The 16,700-nt window shown below is 71.2% G+C and carries 12 protein-coding genes and 1 pseudogene; 6 read left to right on the forward strand and 7 right to left on the reverse strand.

Going from position 1 to position 16,700, the window contains the following annotated elements:
• The first annotated feature begins 481 nt into the window (after positions 1 to 481).
• The 3 genes from ACLEQD_RS17915 to ACLEQD_RS17925 are packed head-to-tail and all read left to right on the forward strand — an operon-like array spanning position 482 to position 2,589.
• A complete protein-coding gene (locus tag ACLEQD_RS17915) occupies positions 482 to 1,231 on the forward strand; it encodes a phosphatase PAP2 family protein (RefSeq protein ID WP_410385536.1) in 750 nt (249 codons plus the stop codon).
• A gap of 37 nt (positions 1,232 to 1,268) precedes the next feature.
• Positions 1,269 to 1,442, forward strand: a complete 174-nt coding sequence (locus ACLEQD_RS17920) for a chemotaxis protein CheB (RefSeq protein WP_410385547.1) — start codon at positions 1,269 to 1,271, stop codon at positions 1,440 to 1,442.
• A complete protein-coding gene (locus ACLEQD_RS17925; RefSeq protein WP_410385537.1) occupies positions 1,426 to 2,589 on the forward strand; it encodes a response regulator in 1,164 nt (387 codons plus the stop codon). Before ACLEQD_RS17920 ends, ACLEQD_RS17925 begins: the two co-directional genes overlap by 17 nt.
• Here ACLEQD_RS17925 and ACLEQD_RS17930 read toward each other — a convergent pair.
• The 3 genes and pseudogenes from ACLEQD_RS17930 to ACLEQD_RS17940 form a co-directional block, all read right to left on the reverse strand.
• Positions 2,579 to 3,498, reverse strand: a pseudogene (locus tag ACLEQD_RS17930) (metallophosphoesterase). The gene ACLEQD_RS17925 and the pseudogene ACLEQD_RS17930 overlap by 11 nt on opposite strands.
• Positions 3,499 to 3,582: 84 nt before the next feature.
• Entirely contained in the window at positions 3,583 to 6,090 is a 2,508-nt protein-coding gene (locus ACLEQD_RS17935) for a choice-of-anchor D domain-containing protein (protein ID WP_410385538.1), read from the reverse strand.
• Positions 6,087 to 6,518: a hypothetical protein gene (locus ACLEQD_RS17940; RefSeq protein WP_410385539.1), complete on the reverse strand. Its 432-nt coding sequence runs from the start codon at positions 6,516 to 6,518 to the stop codon at positions 6,087 to 6,089. Before ACLEQD_RS17940 ends, ACLEQD_RS17935 begins: the two co-directional genes overlap by 4 nt.
• A 418-nt stretch (positions 6,519 to 6,936) precedes the next feature.
• On the opposite strand from ACLEQD_RS17940, the gene uvrA reads away from it, so the two are divergent.
• Positions 6,937 to 9,810 (forward strand): excinuclease ABC subunit UvrA, encoded by a 2,874-nt coding sequence (gene uvrA / locus ACLEQD_RS17945; protein ID WP_410385540.1) that lies wholly within the window; start codon positions 6,937 to 6,939, stop codon positions 9,808 to 9,810.
• On the opposite strand, the gene ACLEQD_RS17950 is transcribed toward uvrA, so the two are convergent.
• Positions 9,749 to 10,870 carry a GntR family transcriptional regulator gene (locus ACLEQD_RS17950; RefSeq protein ID WP_410385541.1) on the reverse strand — a complete coding sequence of 374 codons (1,122 nt, stop codon included), beginning with the start codon at positions 10,868 to 10,870 and terminating at the stop codon, positions 9,749 to 9,751. The two genes, uvrA and ACLEQD_RS17950, sit on opposite strands and share 62 nt — an antisense overlap.
• 399 nt (positions 10,871 to 11,269) lie before the next feature.
• On the opposite strand from ACLEQD_RS17950, the gene ACLEQD_RS17955 reads away from it, so the two are divergent.
• Positions 11,270 to 12,226 (forward strand): histone deacetylase family protein, encoded by a 957-nt coding sequence (locus ACLEQD_RS17955; protein WP_410385542.1) that lies wholly within the window; start codon positions 11,270 to 11,272, stop codon positions 12,224 to 12,226.
• A 9-nt stretch (positions 12,227 to 12,235) separates the two neighbouring features.
• Entirely contained in the window at positions 12,236 to 13,684 is a 1,449-nt protein-coding gene (locus tag ACLEQD_RS17960) for a POT family MFS transporter (protein ID WP_410385543.1), read from the forward strand.
• Here the strand turns inward: ACLEQD_RS17960 and ACLEQD_RS17965 are convergent.
• The 3 genes from ACLEQD_RS17965 to ACLEQD_RS17975 form a co-directional block, all read right to left on the reverse strand.
• Positions 13,681 to 15,420 (reverse strand): ATP-binding protein, encoded by a 1,740-nt coding sequence (locus tag ACLEQD_RS17965; RefSeq protein ID WP_410385544.1) that lies wholly within the window; start codon positions 15,418 to 15,420, stop codon positions 13,681 to 13,683. The genes ACLEQD_RS17960 and ACLEQD_RS17965 overlap by 4 nt on opposite strands.
• Positions 15,417 to 15,806: a hypothetical protein gene (locus tag ACLEQD_RS17970; protein WP_410385545.1), complete on the reverse strand. Its 390-nt coding sequence runs from the start codon at positions 15,804 to 15,806 to the stop codon at positions 15,417 to 15,419. The genes ACLEQD_RS17965 and ACLEQD_RS17970 overlap by 4 nt, the downstream gene beginning before the upstream one ends.
• An 18-nt stretch (positions 15,807 to 15,824) precedes the next feature.
• Positions 15,825 to 16,700, reverse strand: an 876-nt coding sequence (locus ACLEQD_RS17975; RefSeq protein ID WP_410385546.1) for an FIST signal transduction protein, incomplete at its 5' end; no start/stop codon positions are given.

Here is a 16,700-nt window from a genome sequence, read left to right on the forward strand (position 1 = left end):
GTTGAGCTCGCGCGCCCCGCCCAGCGCGTGGACGAAGTCGTCCCACGTGAGCAGGTGGGTCCCCACGGAGATGCCCCGCGCACGCCGCTCCGCCCGCAGGGCAGCCTGGCGGCGCGCGGCATCGGGGAAGACGTGGAGTGTGCGGCCAGGGCGGGGCATGCGGGGCGAGGACTCTAGAACGGCCAGGGGCGCCGTTTTCATGCTCCTTTCGAGGCATTCCCACCCCCTGGCCCGTTGTCCGCCCGCCTGCTGTCCTCCGGAACCCGGGAAGTCCGCTGAACCCGCGCGTCCGGATTGCCGTGAAGGGGCGGAGCCCCCTTATGCTCCCCCGCCCCATGCCTGCCTCCTACCGGACCCTGGCCGCCTTCTGCCTGCTCCTGCTGGCGCCGCTGTCGCCCGCCGCCGCGCAGGACACCTCCGATGCCCGCGCGCGCTGCGCTTCGACTGGACCCGCGACGGCATCATCACCGGCACCGCCGGCGTGCTGTGGATCTCCAGCGAGTCGGTGTTCAAGGACAACCTGGCCCCGGCGCGGTGCCGCTGGTGCGACCGCGCGCCGGACGGCACCGACCGGCTCAACCGCCTGGACCGCTGGGGCCGCGGCATCGCGGGCAACACGGAGGCGTCCCGCAAGCGCGCGGACACCTGGAGCAACATCCTCGGGTTCGCGGGCCTGCCGCTGGCCGTGCTGGGCACCCAGTACGCCGTGGGCCACGGCAGCGGCGCGTCCGGTGAATACTTCGCCCAGGACGCCACCATCATGGTGCAGAGCGCCGTGCTCGCGTCCGTCGCCAACCAGGCGGTGAAGTTCGCCGTGGGCCGCGAGCGCCCCTTCGTCCACGTCCTTCCGGACGAGGCCAAGGGCCTCACCGCGCACCCCACCGACAACAACCTGTCCTTCTACAGCGGCCACACCAACCTGGCCTTCTCGCTGGTCGTGTCCGCCGGCACCGTCGCCTCCATGCGCGGCTACAAGCACCAGGAGCTCATCTGGGGCGTGGGCCTGCCGCTCGCCGCGTCGGTGGGCCTGCTGCGCATGGGCGCGGACAAGCACTACCTCACCGACGTGCTCACCGGCGCCGTGATGGGCACCGCGTTCGGCCTCGCCGTGCCCCTGCTCCTGCACGGCCGCGTGGACGACGACGCTCCGCCCACCGCCACGCGGGCGTCCCCGGTGTCGCTCAACCCGATGGTGGGCAGCCAGATGGTGGGGCTGTCAGGCGCCTTCTAGACACGCCGGCTTCCAGTCCCCTGCGTCGGACGGGCCCCTGGAGCTCCAGGCGGTGCGCCGCCACGGCGTCACCCGGGTGCAAAAACCTGACACCGCGCGTGTGGCCCTGATGCCCGCGGCGGCGCTCACGGCCGGGCCGGTGGATTTCGTGCTTCCTCTTGAACAGATGCCCGCCGTCTTCCGGGCGGGAGGAGATGGCGGTGCTATCTGACCTGTCTGTTCTCAGCAAGGAGCCCCTGTCCGTGGCCTCCCAGGTGAAGTGCCTGCTCGTCGATGACCTGGAGGAGAACCTCCTCGCGCTCTCCGCCGTGCTGCGGCGCGATGACGTGGAGGTGTACTGCGCCCGCTCCGGCGCGGAGGCGCTGGAGCTGCTGCTGCGACACGAGTTCGCGCTCGCGCTCCTGGACGTGCAGATGCCGGAGATGGACGGCTTCGAGCTGGCGGAGCTGATGCGCGGCTCCGAGCGCACGCGCGACGTGCCCATCATCTTCGTCACCGCGGGCACGGGTGACCCGCGGCGCACCTTCAAGGGCTACGAGGCGGGCGCGGTGGACTTCCTCTACAAGCCGCTGGAGGCGCGGGCGCTGCGCAGCAAGGCGGAGGTCTTCTTCCAGGTGCACCGCCAGAAGCAGCAACTGGCGCAGCAGCTGGACACGCTGGCGGAGACCCTGCGCCTCAACGAGATGTTCACCGCCGTCCTGGGCCACGACCTGCGCAACCCCCTCTCCGCCATCCTCACCGCGGCGGACCTGCTCCAGCGCCGCTCCGACGACGAGGCCGTGAAGAGGACGGCCACGCGGATGATGAACGCGGGCAAGCGCATGGGCCGCATGATTGAAGACGTGCTGGACCTGGCGCGCGCGCGGCTGGCGGGCGGCATCCCGCTGCGCCGGGGGGAGACGGACTTCGGGCAGCTGGTGCAGCGCATGGTGCAGGAGCACCAGACGGCGTGGCCGCGCCACCGCATCGAGGTGCAGCAGGACGGCGACCTGGTGGGGGACTGGGACGGGGACCGGCTGGCGCAGGTGGCGTCCAACCTCCTCGGCAACGCGCTCCAGCACGGCGACGCCTCGGAGCCCGTGCGCATCCGCGTGGACGGCACGCGCGACGACGCCCTGCGCTTCACCATCACCAACGTGGGCGTCATCCCGCCCCACCTGCTGCCCTTCCTCTTCGACCCGTTCCGGGGCGGCAACCAGCGCCGGGGCCGGGGGGAGGGACTGGGCCTGGGGCTCTACATCGTCCAGCAGATCATCCACGCGCATCAGGGCGGCGTGGAGGTGCTCTCCGGCACCGGGCCCTACACGGAGTTCCGCGTGGAGCTGCCGCGCAAGGGCGTGGAGGTCGTCAAGCTGTAGCGCCGTTGTCCGCGGGCACGCTGCCCGGCCCGTCCGGCTCCGTGGGCGGCAGCGTGTGCAGCCCCCAGCGCTGCCCGGCCTGCCAGGTGGCGACGCCGGACACGCCCAGCCGGCGCGCTGGGCCTCGCGGCCCTCGAACTCCAGCCAGAAGACGGCGGTGTCCGGCCGGGCCGCCTGGTCCAGGCACGCCACGCGCGACGTCGTGCGCCCGTGCGTCTCCAGCGCCACCGCGAAGGCCTTGTGCGAGTGGCCGCAGAGCACCCACTTCGGGTGCACCGTGTCCACCAGCTTGCGCGTCACCGGGTTGCCGATCCACGGCGACGGCAGGGGGCGCGCGGGGGCCAGCCTCTCCTCGCGGGCGCGCTGCACGATGCCCCGGGGCCACTCGTGCACCAGCAGGAGGTCCACGTCGCGCGCCGCGGCCACCCGCTCCACCTCCGGCGTGCGGAAGTAGCCCGCCTGCTTCGCCGTATCCAGCGACGTGGGGCGCTTGAGCGGCTGGTCGATGAAGCGCGGCGCGTGGATGCCGGACAGGTACGCCACGCGCAGGGAGCCCAGGGTGCGCAGGCCCGCGCGCCCCAGGTAGTGGACGTCCGGGGCCAGCTCCCCGCCGTCGGGCAGGTCGTGCAGCGCCTCGAAGTCCTCGTTGTTGCCGCCAATGAAGTACAGCGGCCGCTTCACGCGGCGCACGCCGTCCGCGTACTCGGCGAACTCCGCGGGCATGGCGCGCTTGGCGGCCTTGCGCCGGTGGTCATCCGCGCGGCGGAAGGCCTCCACGTCCCCCACCGCCAGCACCAGGTCCACCCGCCGGCCGCGCGCCTGCTCCAGCGCGTCCAGCCACGCCTCCACCCGGTGGAAGCGGCCATGGATGTCACCCAGCGCGGCGACGAGGAGGGAGTCCGGCGGCATGTCCTTCACTCAAAGCCTCCCGCCTCGCGCTGTCGAGTCATCCCCCACCGGCACTTTCCGGTGACGGACGAATGGCCGCCCGGGCTACGGGCAGCCCAGCGGGTAGGTGATTTCCACCACGGCGCCGGGAGCCGGGGCGCGCAGGCGCTCGAAGACGACGGCGTTGGCGCGCGCGTCATAGGCCCAGCCGTCCGTCACCGGCACCCCGTCCACGCGGACCACGAGGGCGCCCGGGTCCTCGGGCAGCTCCGACAGGGGGAAGGTGCGGTTGGGGCCGAAGGCGCTCTCCGACAGCTTCTCCAGCGACGCGGCCCAGTTGGGCGTGCAGATGCTGTCCACCACGCCGCCCAGCTTGTGGGCCAGCTCCATGTAGCGGCTGCCGGAGCTGCTGGAGGTGGTGCAGGTGGACAGGTCCTCCGGGCCCACCACGGCGTTGAAGCTCACCTTGGTGGGGTCGTTCCCCTTGAGGGCCAGCAGGTAGGTTTCGTACCAGGCCACCGGCTGCGCGCTGAAGTCCTCCTCGTCCGACAGCACGATGATGGCCAGCTTCGCGTCCTCGCGCAGGAAGCCGCCGTTGCCGTCGTTGGGCTCCGGCGTGCGCGGGTCGTCCAGGTTGTAGAGCAGCGGATCCGACAGCGCGCGGTACGTGGCGTCCAGGCCCTGCTCGTTCCAGTGGCACACGCCCACGTGGGTGTTGATGGCGAAGACGCCGGCCGCGTTGGGCGTCTGGGGCGTGATGATGCGCGGGCTGGAGCCGTCCACGGGGAACAGGCGCCCGTTCTCACCGCCCATCGCGCCGCCGGGGCACTCGGACCAGCCGCCGGGGGAAGGGTCCAGGCCGGTGGTGGTGACGCCGATGCGGTAGTCCACCTGCGCGGCGGTGGCGGCGGAGAGGAAGGCCGCGAAGTTCTCCCCCAGGCTCTGCTGCTCCTCCATCATGGAGCCGGAGTTGTCGACGACGAAGAGCACGTCCACGCGCGCCTCCGCCTCCTGGACGAAGCGGTCCGTCTGGTCCGTCTTCGCCAGCCCCCGCCCCACGAGCCCCGCGTTGTAGACGGCGCCGTCCTTCAGCGTGAAGCGCACCGTCGCCGCGTCCTCCCCCTCCTCCACGGGCGCGTACTTCGCGGTGAGCTTCACGCGCCCGCCCGCCGGAATCGTGGCCGGCAGCGCGCCAGACACCGCGAACTCCTGGCCCGGCTGCTCCAGCGTCAGGCCCGTCACCTTCACGTCGCCCGGACAGTCGTTGTAGGCCATGAACTCGCGGGTGCGCGGGCCGCACGCCAGCCGGCTGATGCCGAAGTCCACCGTGGTGGGCTGCACGGAGAAGCACCCCTGCACGCCCCGGCCCACCAGGTTCACCAGCGGGTGGCCCTGCGTGGGGTGGCTCACCCAGCCCTCCGCGAGCCCCTGGAACTCGCCTTCCGAGGCCGGATGGAAGCGCACGATGAGCGTCGCCTTCTTGCCGGGCTCCAGCACGCTGTTGGCCACCGTCGCCGCGCGGAAGGCCGGGTCCGACCCCGACGCCAGCTGGAGCGCGGACAGGAAGCACGCCTGCGTGCCGGTGTTGCGCAGCGTGACCCCCAGCGCCACCTCCGAGCCCACCGGCACCTGGCCGAAGTCCAGCACCGGGGGCAGCGAGTACTCGCAGGGCGCGAAGGCGCGGCCCTCGCCCGACAGCGTCACGCCGTCCGTGGCGCTGGAGGTGCGCTGCGTGGAGGTGACGGCCAGCTGCCCCTGGCTCACGCTGCCCACGCCCGCGCGCGGGCTGAAGGTGACGCCCACCTTCAGCGTGCCCCCGGGCGCCACCGGCTGGCTGGACGGCGGCTGCGCGAGCGTGAAGTAGCCGCCCGACTGCGTGGTGAGGTGCAGGCCCGTGACGGCCGTCTCCTCGCGGCAGTGGTTGGACACGGTGACGTCGCGCGTGGCCGTCATGCCGAAGGCCACCGGCCCGAAGTCCAGGTGCGCGGGCGTCACCTCCACGCACGACGCGCCGCCCTCGCCCGTCAGCGTCACCTTGGGGCCGGGCGACGTCGTCTGCGGCTTGCGCACGGCCACCTCCACGCGGCCGTCGCGCACCTTGCCGAACCCCTGCGGCGTGAAGGCCACGCGCAGCTCCACCACCCCGCCCGGCGGCAGCACGTCGTTGGGCAGCGCGGGCGCGCTCACCACCTTGAACACGCCGGACGGGTCCTCCAGCAGCACCGCGCCCTTGTAGCTGAGCGCTTCGTTGCCCTGGTTGCGCACGGTGATGCGCTCCTCCGCGGTGGCGCCCACGGCGACCCGGCCGAAGTCCACGCGCAGCGGCGTCACCTCCAGCGCGCTGGCCACGCCCATCCCCGTCAGCGTCACCACCGCGGGCTCGCAGCCGTCACACACCGCGACGTGCAGCGCCGCCTCCGCGTTGCCCAGCCGCACCGGGCTGAAGGCCACCGGCACCTTGCGCGTCTCGTGCGGCGCCAGCGTGGACGGCAGCCCCGCCCCGGCGGAGAACTCGTCCGCGTCCGCCCCCTCCACCGACAGCACCAGCGGGCTCTCCACGTCGGAGGGGTTGCGCACCGTCACCTCGCGCATCTCCACCAGCCCCAGGTTCACGTTGCGAGTACGAGCGCCGACTCCGGCACCTCCACCAGCGCCTTCACGCCGCGCCCGCTGACGGGCACCTGCGCCGCCGCGCCGCCAGACGCGTCGGTCAGCAGCTCCAGCTGCCCCTGCACCGCGCCCTCCACGTCGGGCGTGAAGCGCACTTCAATCTCGTGCTCCGCGCCGGCCGTCAGCGTGAAGGGTTCGAACGCGGGGACGCTCACGTTGGGCAGCGACGAGCGCGCCCCCTCCACGCGGTACGACGCGCGCCCCTGGTTCGCCAGCCGCAGCTTCATCGCCTTGGTGCGGCCCACTGCGGCGGCGCCGAACTCCAGGAGCTCCGGCCGCGCGGCGAAGCCCGTGCGCGCCTGCTGTGAAGTGGGTCGCTCACACGCCGTCCCCACCGCCACCGCCAACACCAGCCATCGGAGTCCACGCATACAGAGTCCCGTCCTTCCTACACACGGCACCGGTGTCCCCCCACACAGCCCTGCACGTGGATCCGGTTGGCGTAGAAACGTGCAACCCTGGTGCCTGGACGTCCCAACGAGGCGTCGTCGCGCCGCCAACACGGCAAACGGGCGCCCACCTTGGGATGCGGGCCTAAACGGGCAAAACAAGAGATTCGACGTTTCGTGGAAGCGACTGCAAAAGCTTCACAAACGGTGGATGCCACACCGACCCCTCACCCTCGGGGGCCGTGCGACTTCCAGCAGGCATGAGTGGAGCGCGCAGGACGGCGGCGTGCCCGTCTGGCTGGGGGATGCGGGCGGGCGTCCCGGGTGTTGCTCCGGAACCGCTCCGGGCGTGCGCCTTTGCGTGCACCGGAACACCCTTTCAGTGATAAAGCGCGCCCCCATGTCCGAGCCCGACGTCATTTCCATCCGTGGAGCCAGGGAGCACAACCTCAAGACCGTCTCCCTGGACATCCCGAAGAAGAAGCTCGTGGTGTTCACCGGCGTGTCGGGATCCGGCAAGAGCTCGCTCGCGTTCGACACGCTCTACGCCGAAGGGCAGCGCCGCTACGTGGAGAGCCTCTCCTCCTACGCGCGCCAGTTCCTGGGGCAGATGGAGAAGCCCCGCTACGACACGCTGCGCGGCCTGTCGCCCACCATCTCCATCGAGCAGAAGGCAGCCAGCAACAACCCGCGCTCCACGGTGGGCACCGTCACGGAGGTGCACGACTACCTGCGCGTGCTCTACGCCTCCATCGGCGTGCAGCACTGCCCCCAATGCGGCCGCAAGGTGGGCAAGCAGAGCGCGCAGCAGATCGTGGATGAGATCATGAAGCTGCCCGCGGGCACGAAGCTCCAGGTGCTGGCGCCCATCGTCACGAACCGCAAGGGCGAGCACAAGGACCTGCTGGCGGAGGCGCAGAAGCGCGGCTTCTCCCGCGCGCGCGTGGACGGGAAGGTGCGCGAGCTGGAGGAGCGCATCGAGCTGGACAAGAAGTCCAAGCACGACATCGCGCTCATCATCGACCGCCTGGTGTTGAAGCCGGACCTGCGCACGCGCCTGACGGACTCCGTGGAGACCGCGCTGCGCGAGGGCAAGGGCACGCTCATCATCACGGATGAGAAGGGCACGCTCGCGTCCGACCGCGTGATGAGCGAGCTGAACGCGTGCCCCGCGTGCGGCCTGTCCTTCGGGGACCTCACGCCCGCGTCGTTCTCCTTCAACAACCCGCTGGGCATGTGCACGGACTGCAACGGCCTGGGCACGCGTCCGGAGATGGACGCGGACCTGCTGGTGCCGGACCAGAGCCGCAGCATCCGCGACGGCGCGATTGAGCCGTGGGCCAGCGGCATGAACCGCGGCGAGGGCTGGACGGCGGACTTCGTGGAGAGCCTGGCCTCCGCGTTCAAGATCGACCTGGACGTCCCGTACGCGAAGCTGTCCAAGCGGGAGAAGGACGTCCTGATGAACGGCGCGAAGGGCAAGTCCTTCACCGTGCAGTGGGGCGACAACGGGCAGTACGACATGGAGTGGGAGGGCCTGCTCGCCCGCACCATGCGCAACTTCAAGACGACGACGTCGGAGGCGCGCAAGACGGAGCTCCAGCGCTACTTCAGCGACAAGCCCTGCCCGTCCTGCAAGGGCGAGCGCCTGCGCCCGGAGAGCCGCGCGGTGAAGGTGCACCAGCGCACGCTGGTGGACCTGAGCCGCATGACCATCACGGAGGCGCGCACCTTCCTCACGCAGATGGGCCTGAGCGCGCAGGAGGAGAAGATCGCCCAGGAGCTGCTCAAGGAGATCCGCAGCCGCCTGTCCTTCCTGGTGGACGTGGGCCTGGGCTACCTCACGCTGGACCGCACCGCGTCCACGCTGTCCGGCGGTGAGAGCCAGCGCATCCGGCTGGCGTCGCAGATGGGCAGCGAATTGACGGGCGTCATCTACATCCTGGATGAGCCCTCCATCGGCCTGCACCAGCGCGACAACGGCAAGCTGCTGTCCACGCTCAAGCGGCTGCGCGACCTGGGCAACTCCGTCATCGTCGTGGAGCACGACGAGGAGACGATGGAGGAGGCGGACTACCTGGTGGACTTCGGCCCCGGCGCGGGCGAGCTGGGCGGACAGGTGGTGTCCCAGGGCACGCCCAGGCAGGTGATGGCGGACGAGGGGAGCCTCACCGGCGCGTACCTGTCCGGGCGCCAGGAGATTGAAATCCCGGAGACGCGCCGCAAGCCCAACCCCAAGCATCAGATCTCCATCGTGGGCGCGACGGAGAACAACCTGAGGAACGTGGACGCGGACATCCCGCTGGGCATCTTCACGGCCGTCACGGGCGTGTCCGGCGCGGGCAAGTCCACGCTGATCAACGAAATCCTCTACCCGGCCCTGGCGCGCGCTCTCTACGAGAGCCGCGAGCCCATGGGCAAGCACAAGTCCATCAAGGGCCTGGAGCACCTGGACAAGGTCATCGACATCGACCAGCGGCCCATTGGCCGCACGCCGCGCAGCAACCCGGCGACGTACACCAAGGTGTTCGACGCCATCCGTGAAGTCTTCGCGATGACGCCGGAGGCGCGCACCTTCGGCTACGGCCCGGGCCGCTTCAGCTTCAACATCAAGGGCGGTCGCTGCGAGGCGTGCGAGGGCGACGGCGTGAAGCTGGTGGAGATGCACTTCCTGGCGGACGTCTACGTCCCCTGCGAGGTGTGCAACGGCAAGCGCTTCAACGAAGCGACGCTGCGCGTGCGCTACAAGGGCAAGAACATCGCGGAGACGCTGGACCTGAGCGTGCGCGAGGCGGTGGACCACTTCGGCGCGCACAAGGACATCCTGCGCGTGCTCACCACGCTCACCGACGTGGGCCTGGGCTACCTGCGGCTGGGCCAGCCCTCCCCCACCCTGTCCGGCGGCGAGGCGCAGCGCATCAAGCTTGCGCGCGAGCTGGCGCGCGTGGCCACCGGCCGCACGCTCTACATCCTGGACGAGCCCACCACGGGCCTGCACTTCGAGGACATCCGCAAGCTGCTGTCCGTGCTCAACCGGCTGGTGGAGGCGGGCAACAGCGTGCTCGTCATCGAGCACAACCTGGACGTCATCAAGAGCGCGGACTGGCTCATCGACCTGGGGCCGGAGGGCGGCTCGGGCGGCGGGCAGATTCTCGCCACCGGCACGCCGGAGGACGTGGCGAAGGTGGAGGCCAGCCACACCGGCCGCTACCTCAAGCACGTGCTGGGCAAGGCGCGCCGGGCCCGCATTGGCAAGCGCGTGGACGCGGCCTGAGTCTCCACGAAGCAGGTGGCTCCCGGGCTGTGAGCAAGGAAGCAGCCCCAGGAGCGCAGCCCTCCGGTCCGGTCATGGCTGGGGGCGGGTCCTGAGGTCCGGGCTGAAGGCCCGCCTCCCGGACGCAGTCGTCATCAGGTTCGCGGTGATGACGCTCCGGAACGGATGGAAGCAGCTGCGCCTCGGTAGGCTCGGCGGCTGGTGCGAGGGTTCCGAGGTCACGCTCCTCGACGAAGGGGCGTGCCTCAAGAGGACCGGCCGCGTAGGGGGCTGACGCTGAAGCCCCGCAGCCGCACTGTTGGGCGGGGTGAACCTCGGGAGACACAGTCTCCTGGGGGACTGGCGCGAACTGGTTGAGCACGCCCTCATCGCATGTCTTCAGCAGTGCCGGCAGCTGGTGCTGAAGCGGCTGCGCGTCGCGCTCGCTCAGGGCGTGCATCGCGCACCTGGCCCACTGGCGCAGGGCTTCGCCGCCCATGAAGGGCAGCAACCGGTCCCCAATGCCCCTGAAGGCCCGTTGCAGCGATTGAATGAGGAGCAGGTGCCCGGGACGCGCAGCCGCCTGGGCCGCCTGCCTCAGCAACTCGAACTCCAACTGGGCGCACCGCTCTCCGGGGTGCCAGTGCGCCGCGTCCGAGAGCGCGTAACAGACGGACTCCAACTGGCTCAACTGCGACGCGGAGGCGTTCGCGCAGCAGTCGGTCAGGAGCTCCACCAGCACCTGCCGCTTGAGGCTGAAGAAGCCCTCCAGCAGTCGCCGCCCTTCCTCGGAGCGCGCGGCATGCAGCGCCAGGCCCAGGTTCTCCAGCGTCAGCGATTCGTCCAGCGCCACCGCTCGTGCCTGGCGCCCGGGGCGCTGCACAATCAGGCCCCGTGCCGCCAGCCGCCGCAAGGCCTCGCGCACCGTGCCCCGGCTCACGCCATACCAGTGGGCCATCACCCGCTCCGAGGCCAGCCGCCCGTTCCTCGGCAACCGCCCCAGCGCGATGTCCTGCTCAAGTTGCTCTTCCACGTACGCCACCAACCCCACCCGCACCATCTGTGTCCCCTCCCCGCCCATGCTTCGCCCATCCAACCAGACGGGTCTGACATGGACGCGAAGGGACACCGACCTTCGCCCCCGTCGTGAGCGCAGGCCCTCGGGCGGCGGACGCCGCGAACTGGTCCGACTGTCGGACCAGTTGGGCGACCTCGGTCCCGGCGGGCACCCCTGCCCGTGGCTCCACCCGGGTCTCCGCACGGACGCACCGCCGCGGACCGCCTCCGCGCTCCGTGAGGCACGCGCGCGCGGAGCACTTCCAGGCCCAGGTTCGTGCCACGAACTCCTGGAGTCCTGCCTACGCTGTCCCCCACTTCGCGAACGGGAGGAAGGCTCGATGGACGTAGTGCACAGTGCCCTGCACGCAGGGCATGACGGCGGGGTGGAGCTTCATCGCGGGCAGTTGGTGCCCTGCTACGAGTGCCCGCGCGGGTGGACTTCATCGAGCAGGCGCTGCGGGCGGCGGGCCGTCACACCTGGCTGGCGCCGCGCGACTTCCCGCTGGAGCGCCTGCTGAACATCCACGACGCGGGCTTCATCGAGTTCCTGCGCACGGCCTATCCGCGCTGGCGGGCGGAGGGGCGCGACGGCTCCATGCTGCCGAGCGGCTTCCCGGCGCGCGGCCTGCGGCGGGACCGCGTGCCTTCCGGTATCCACGGCGCGATGGGCTACTACGCGTTCGACGCCGGGACGCCCATCGTGTCTGGCACCTGGGAGGCGGCGCTGGCCTCGGCGCACTGCGCGATGACCGCCGCGGCGCTCGTGACGGAGGGTGCGCGGGCGGCCTACGCGCTGTGCCGGCCGCCAGGGCACCATGCCGCGAGCGGGACCTACGGCGGCTACTGCTTCCTCAACAACGCGGCGCTGGCGGCCCAGAGCCTGCGCGACGCTGGCAAGGCGCGGGTCGCGCTGCTGGACGTGGACTACCACCATGGCAACGGCACCCAGGAGATCTTCTGGGAGCGCGACGACGTGCTGTTCATCTCCATCCACGGCACGCCGGACACCGAGTACCCCTACTTCCTCGGGTACGCCGACGAGCGCGGCGCGGGCCGGGGCGAGGGCTACACGCTGAACCTGCCGCTGCAGCGCGGCACGGACTGGGCCGGGTACTCCGCCGCGCTGGCCACGGCGCGGGAGGCCATCCAGGCCTTCAGGGCGGACGCACTGGTGGTGTCGCTGGGCGTGGACACCTACGACGGCGACCCCATCAGCACGTTCAAGCTGCGCAAGGAGCACTTCCCGCTGCTGGGAGGGCAGTTGGCCGGGCTGGGGCTCCCCACGGTGCTGGTCCAGGAGGGCGGCTACGCGGTGGAGGACATCGGCCACAACGTGGCGGCCGTGCTGGGCGCGTTCGACGCCGCCGTCCTGCGGTAGGGTGGGGGTATGGCCGAGACCTCGACCGCCCCCACCGCCCAGCGCTTCCCACCCCAGATTCCCTACATCATCGGGAACGAGGCCTGTGAGCGCTTCAGCTTCTACGGGATGCGGAACATCCTCACGGTGTTCTTCATCGACTACCTCTTGCGCACGCACGTGCCGGAGACGGGTGCGCGGGAGGCGCAGGCCAAGAGCCTGATGCACCTGTTCATGGCGGGGGTGTACTTCTTCCCGCTCATCGGCGGCTACCTGGCGGACCGCTTCTTCGGGAAGTTCCACACCATCTTCGTGCTCAGCCTCGTGTACTGCGGCGGGCACGCGTGCCTGGCGCTCTTCGAGGACAACGCCACGGGCTTCTACACGGGCCTGACGCTCATCGCGATTGGCTCCGGCGGCATCAAGCCGTGCGTCTCCGCCATGGTGGGGGACCAGTTCACGGAGAAGAACAGCCACCTGGTGAAGAAGGTCTTCGCCATCTTCTACTGGACCATCAACTTCGGTTCGTTCTTCGCGTCGCTGTTCGTCCCCCTGCTCATGACGAACTACGGGCCCGCGGTGGCCTTCGGCGTGCCGGGCATCCTGATGTTCCTGGCGACGGTCATCTTCTGGGCGGGCCGCAAGCACTACGTGCTGGTGCCGCCCACGGGCCCCAACCCGCACTCGTTCTTCAAGGTGCTGGGCAGCGCGTTCCGGAGCAAGGACGCGGCGGGCGGCACCTGGCTGGACAAGGCGAAGGCGGAGCACCCGGCGGAGGCGGTGGAGGGCGTCAAGGCGGTGTTCCGGGTGTCCGCGCTGCTGCTGCCCTTCGTGCCCTTCTTCTGGATGCTGTTTGATCAGAAGGCGTCCACCTGGGTGGTGCAGGCGCGGTCCATGGACCCCAACGTGGGCGGCGTGGTGTTCCAGCCCAGCCAGATGCAGTTCATCAACCCCATGCTGGTGATGCTGCTCATCCCCTTCCTCACGGCCGTGGTGTACCCGGCCTTCCAGCGCGCGGGCTGGGAGCTGACGCCGCTCAGGCGCATGCCCATGGGCCTCATCATCGGCGCCGTGTCGTTCGTCATCGCGGGCTTCTTCCAGGTGGCCATGGAGGGCGGGACGACGCTGAACATCGCCTGGCAGCTCTTGCCGTACATCGTGCTGACGGTGGCGGAGATCCTGGTGTCCACCACGGGCCTGGAGTTCGCGTACACGCAGGCCCCCCGGCAGATGAAGGGCACCATCCAGAGCGTGTGGCTGGTGACGAACACGCTGGCGAACGTGGCGGTGGCCATCGCCGCGGCGCTCAACGTCTTCACGGGCTCTGCCCAGTTCTTCTTCTACGCGGCCCTGGCGGCCGTGGCCGGCGTGGGCATGGCGCTGGTGGCCCGCCGCTACGTGGTGCGGGACTACTACCAGACGGACGCGCAGGCCCCCATGGACGGCCGCAACCCCGCGGTGGAGCCGAAGCCGGCCTAAGGCCCCTGCCGCACCGTCGGGTCCGCGGCGGCGGCCGCGGGGCCCCTGCGTGGGAGCTCCACCGTGAAGGTGGCCCCACGCCCCGCCTCGCTTTCGACCCACACCGACCCGCCCAGCCTCTCGACGAGCTGGTTCACGATGTGGAGGCCCAGGCCCAGGCCCCCGTAGTTGCGGGACGACACCGCGCGCTCGAAGGCCCGGAAGATGCGCGCGTGCCGCTCCGGCGGGATGCCGATGCCCTGGTCCCGGACCTCCAGCCGGGCCATCACGGCGTCCCCCTCCACCTGGATTTCAATGGGCCTGCCCTCGCCGTACTTGATGGCGTTGGAGAGCAGGTTGGTGACGATCTGATCCAGCCGCGACCGGTCCCACACCCCCGGCACCGCCGTGTCGGCGTGGACGGCGAGCCGGGTTCCCGACGTGGCCAGCTCCGGCGCGAAGCGCGCCGCGACGTCCCGGACCAGCGCGGCGAGGTCCACCTCCTCGAACTCCAGCTCCAGCCGCCCGGCATGGATGCGTGAGACGTCCAGCAGGGTGTTGACGAGCTTCGCCATCCGCTTCGCCTGACGCTCGATGACCTCCAGCGCGTGCGTCACGGTCTCCGCCGGCGAGGTCCGCAGCGCGCCGGCCCGGGCCAGGCGCATCAGGCCCTGCACCGACAGCTGGAGGGACGTCACCGGGGTCTTCAGCTCATGGGAGGCGATGGAGAGGAACTCATCCCGCAGGCCGATGGCCAGCTGGGCCTGCTGATAGAGGCGGGCGTTGTCCATGGCCATCGCCGCGCGGCGGGCCAATTCCTGCGCGAGCGCGACGTCGGCCGGGCCATACCGGCCACCGCCCTCCAGGCGGGCGAGGGTGAGCGTGCCGAGCGCGTGCTCCCGCGCGAGCAGCGGCACCGAGATGCGGGACGGGAAGTCGACGGCCTCGGCAGGGGCCTGTCCGTCCCGGAGGCCGCGCGCGGGCGAGGTGGCGCGCAGCGCTTCGGAGCGGGCCTCGGTGATCCGCTGGCAGTCGTGGCTCCCCTCCAGGACATCGACCGCGCACCAGTCGGCGAACCGCTGGACGAGCAGCGCGGCCACGCTGCGCAGCGCGTCCTCGGGGGCGCGCGAGCCATCGAGCAGCCCGGAGGCCTCCGCCAGGAGCGCGGATCTCCCCTCCTGCTCCTCGGCCCGGGCGCGCGCCTGCTGCTCGCGCTGGAAGGTCTGGTCGCGCTCCTGCTCGGTCCGGCGGTGCTCGGTGATGTCGATGCCGGTGCCGATGATGTATTCGATGGCTCCCGAGTCGCCTCGCAGGAAGTTGCTGGACCAGGAGATGAGGCGGCGCTCTCCCTTCCGGGTCAGCCAGTGGTTCTCGTACTGCTCGTGCCCCAGCCCCACCGCGAGCACGGAGAAGTGGCTCTCCACCCGCGCCACTTCTTCCGGCGGCAGCAGCCGCGTCCAGAACCGCTCACCGCGCAGCTCCTCGAAGGAGTAGCCCGTCACCTCCTGGCACGCCCGGTTGAAGCGGATGATGCGGCCTTCGGGATCCAGGACGATGACCAGGGCGCGGGCGGTGTCCAGGACCGTCGAGCTGAAGTCCCGCTCGTGCTGGAGCGCGCGCTCGCTCTCCAGGGTCCGCGCGAAGAGCTGCCGGTGGATGAGCGCGATGCGGAGCACGCCGCCGAGCCGCTCCACCATGCCCTGGTACTGCCGGGGCAGGTGCGGCTCGCGATCGAAGTACAGCAGCAGCACGCTCACGGGGGGTTCCACGCCCCCCCCGGACTGGTCGATGGGCACCGACCAGCGCACGAGCCCCGGCCAGGCCAGCTCCGGATAGGGCAGCTCCACCCGGAGGGCCCCGGCTCCCCTGGGTGCCTCGGGAGCAGCCTGGGGATGGGGAGCTGGCGGGAGGCCGGGGACAGTCCGCTCGCGCCCAGCAGACCGACCTGTCCCCGCGCATCCGACTGGAGCCAGAGGGCGACCGTGCAGCCCAGCCGCTCCGCGACGCGGTCCAGGAAGTCGTCCGCGGGCTTGTCCGGGTCCAGGAGGTCGAGCGCCGCCACGGAGAGCTCCTGGAGCACGCTCAGCAGCGCGAGGCGCTCCTCGGTGAGCCTGTGCTCCGCGTCCGCGCCGTGGTCCTCCATGCGCCACCTCGTCCCCTCTCATCCCGGCAGCGCGACCACCACCGCGGTCTTGTTGTGGAACTGGGGGACCCCACCGCCCATGGCCCCCACCTCGCCCAGGGTCAGACAGCCCACGACCGGGACCCCCTCGCCCAGCGCGTCCTGGAACCGTGAGAGCTCCTCCCGGACCCCCTCCCCCAGGATGAGGTAACGGGAGACGCAGTCGAACACCACCGCGCCGCCCAGCGCGCCGGGGGTGGCCTCCCGGGCCTGCGCGGCGGCACCGGCCGCGGCGCCGAGCAGGTCCGTGCGCGAGCCCTCCATCACGCGGACCAGGGAGCCGTCCGGGATCTCCGCGATGCAGCGGACCGAACCGTCGGGCTCGACGGCCAGGGGGTCCCGGATCACGAACTCGCCGTTGGCCTGGGGAATCCCCAGCGGGTGGGTCATCGCGAAGCGGGCGAAGCTGTGCGCATCCAGGGCGTCTCCCCGGCTCGCGGCCGTGCGCCGGTAGACCTCGAAGGCGCTCTCGTAGTCGAGCTCGATGGCGGTCGCGCCCCGGGCCTTCGTCACCTGCGAGGGGGGACCATACGGAGACCAGCCGTGCTGGATGCCAATGCCCAGCGGCCGCCGGACATCCATGGCGATCACCACCACCTGGTCCTGGTAGGCCTGCCCTTGCGTGAACTGGGCCGTCTTCACGAACCGGAGGTTGTTCCCCGCTCCGCCCCCCGCCCAGAGGATGCCCGCGCCCGCCTCCTGCTGGGCCCCGCGCACGACCTCCGTCGAGTTGCCGCTCAGCGCGTCCGGCAGGACGAACAGCGCCCGCCGGTAGCCCGGCGGCTTGGGGGGAAGCGTGCTGACGGCCGCGGCCACCGCCGCGCGCGCCCGCGCGCGGCACGTCCCAGGCCCGGA

The sequence above is a fragment of the Corallococcus sp. 4LFB genome (assembly GCF_046520365.1).
Classification (GTDB): domain Bacteria; phylum Myxococcota; class Myxococcia; order Myxococcales; family Myxococcaceae; genus Corallococcus; species Corallococcus caeni.

What these genes read in the sequence shown, in the direction of transcription:
- ACLEQD_RS17925 (WP_410385537.1), top strand. Translation starts at nt 1,426, where the DNA reads ATGGCGGTGCTATCTGACCTGTCTGTTCTCAGCAAGGAGCCCCTGTCC.
- ACLEQD_RS17940 (WP_410385539.1), bottom strand. Translation starts at nt 6,518, where the DNA reads ATGCGTGGACTCCGATGGCTGGTGTTGGCGGTGGCGGTGGGGACGGCG.
- uvrA (WP_410385540.1), top strand. Translation starts at nt 6,937, where the DNA reads ATGTCCGAGCCCGACGTCATTTCCATCCGTGGAGCCAGGGAGCACAAC.
- ACLEQD_RS17950 (WP_410385541.1), bottom strand. Translation starts at nt 10,870, where the DNA reads ATGGGCGGGGAGGGGACACAGATGGTGCGGGTGGGGTTGGTGGCGTAC.
- ACLEQD_RS17960 (WP_410385543.1), top strand. Translation starts at nt 12,236, where the DNA reads ATGGCCGAGACCTCGACCGCCCCCACCGCCCAGCGCTTCCCACCCCAG.
- ACLEQD_RS17970 (WP_410385545.1), bottom strand. Translation starts at nt 15,806, where the DNA reads ATGGAGGACCACGGCGCGGACGCGGAGCACAGGCTCACCGAGGAGCGC.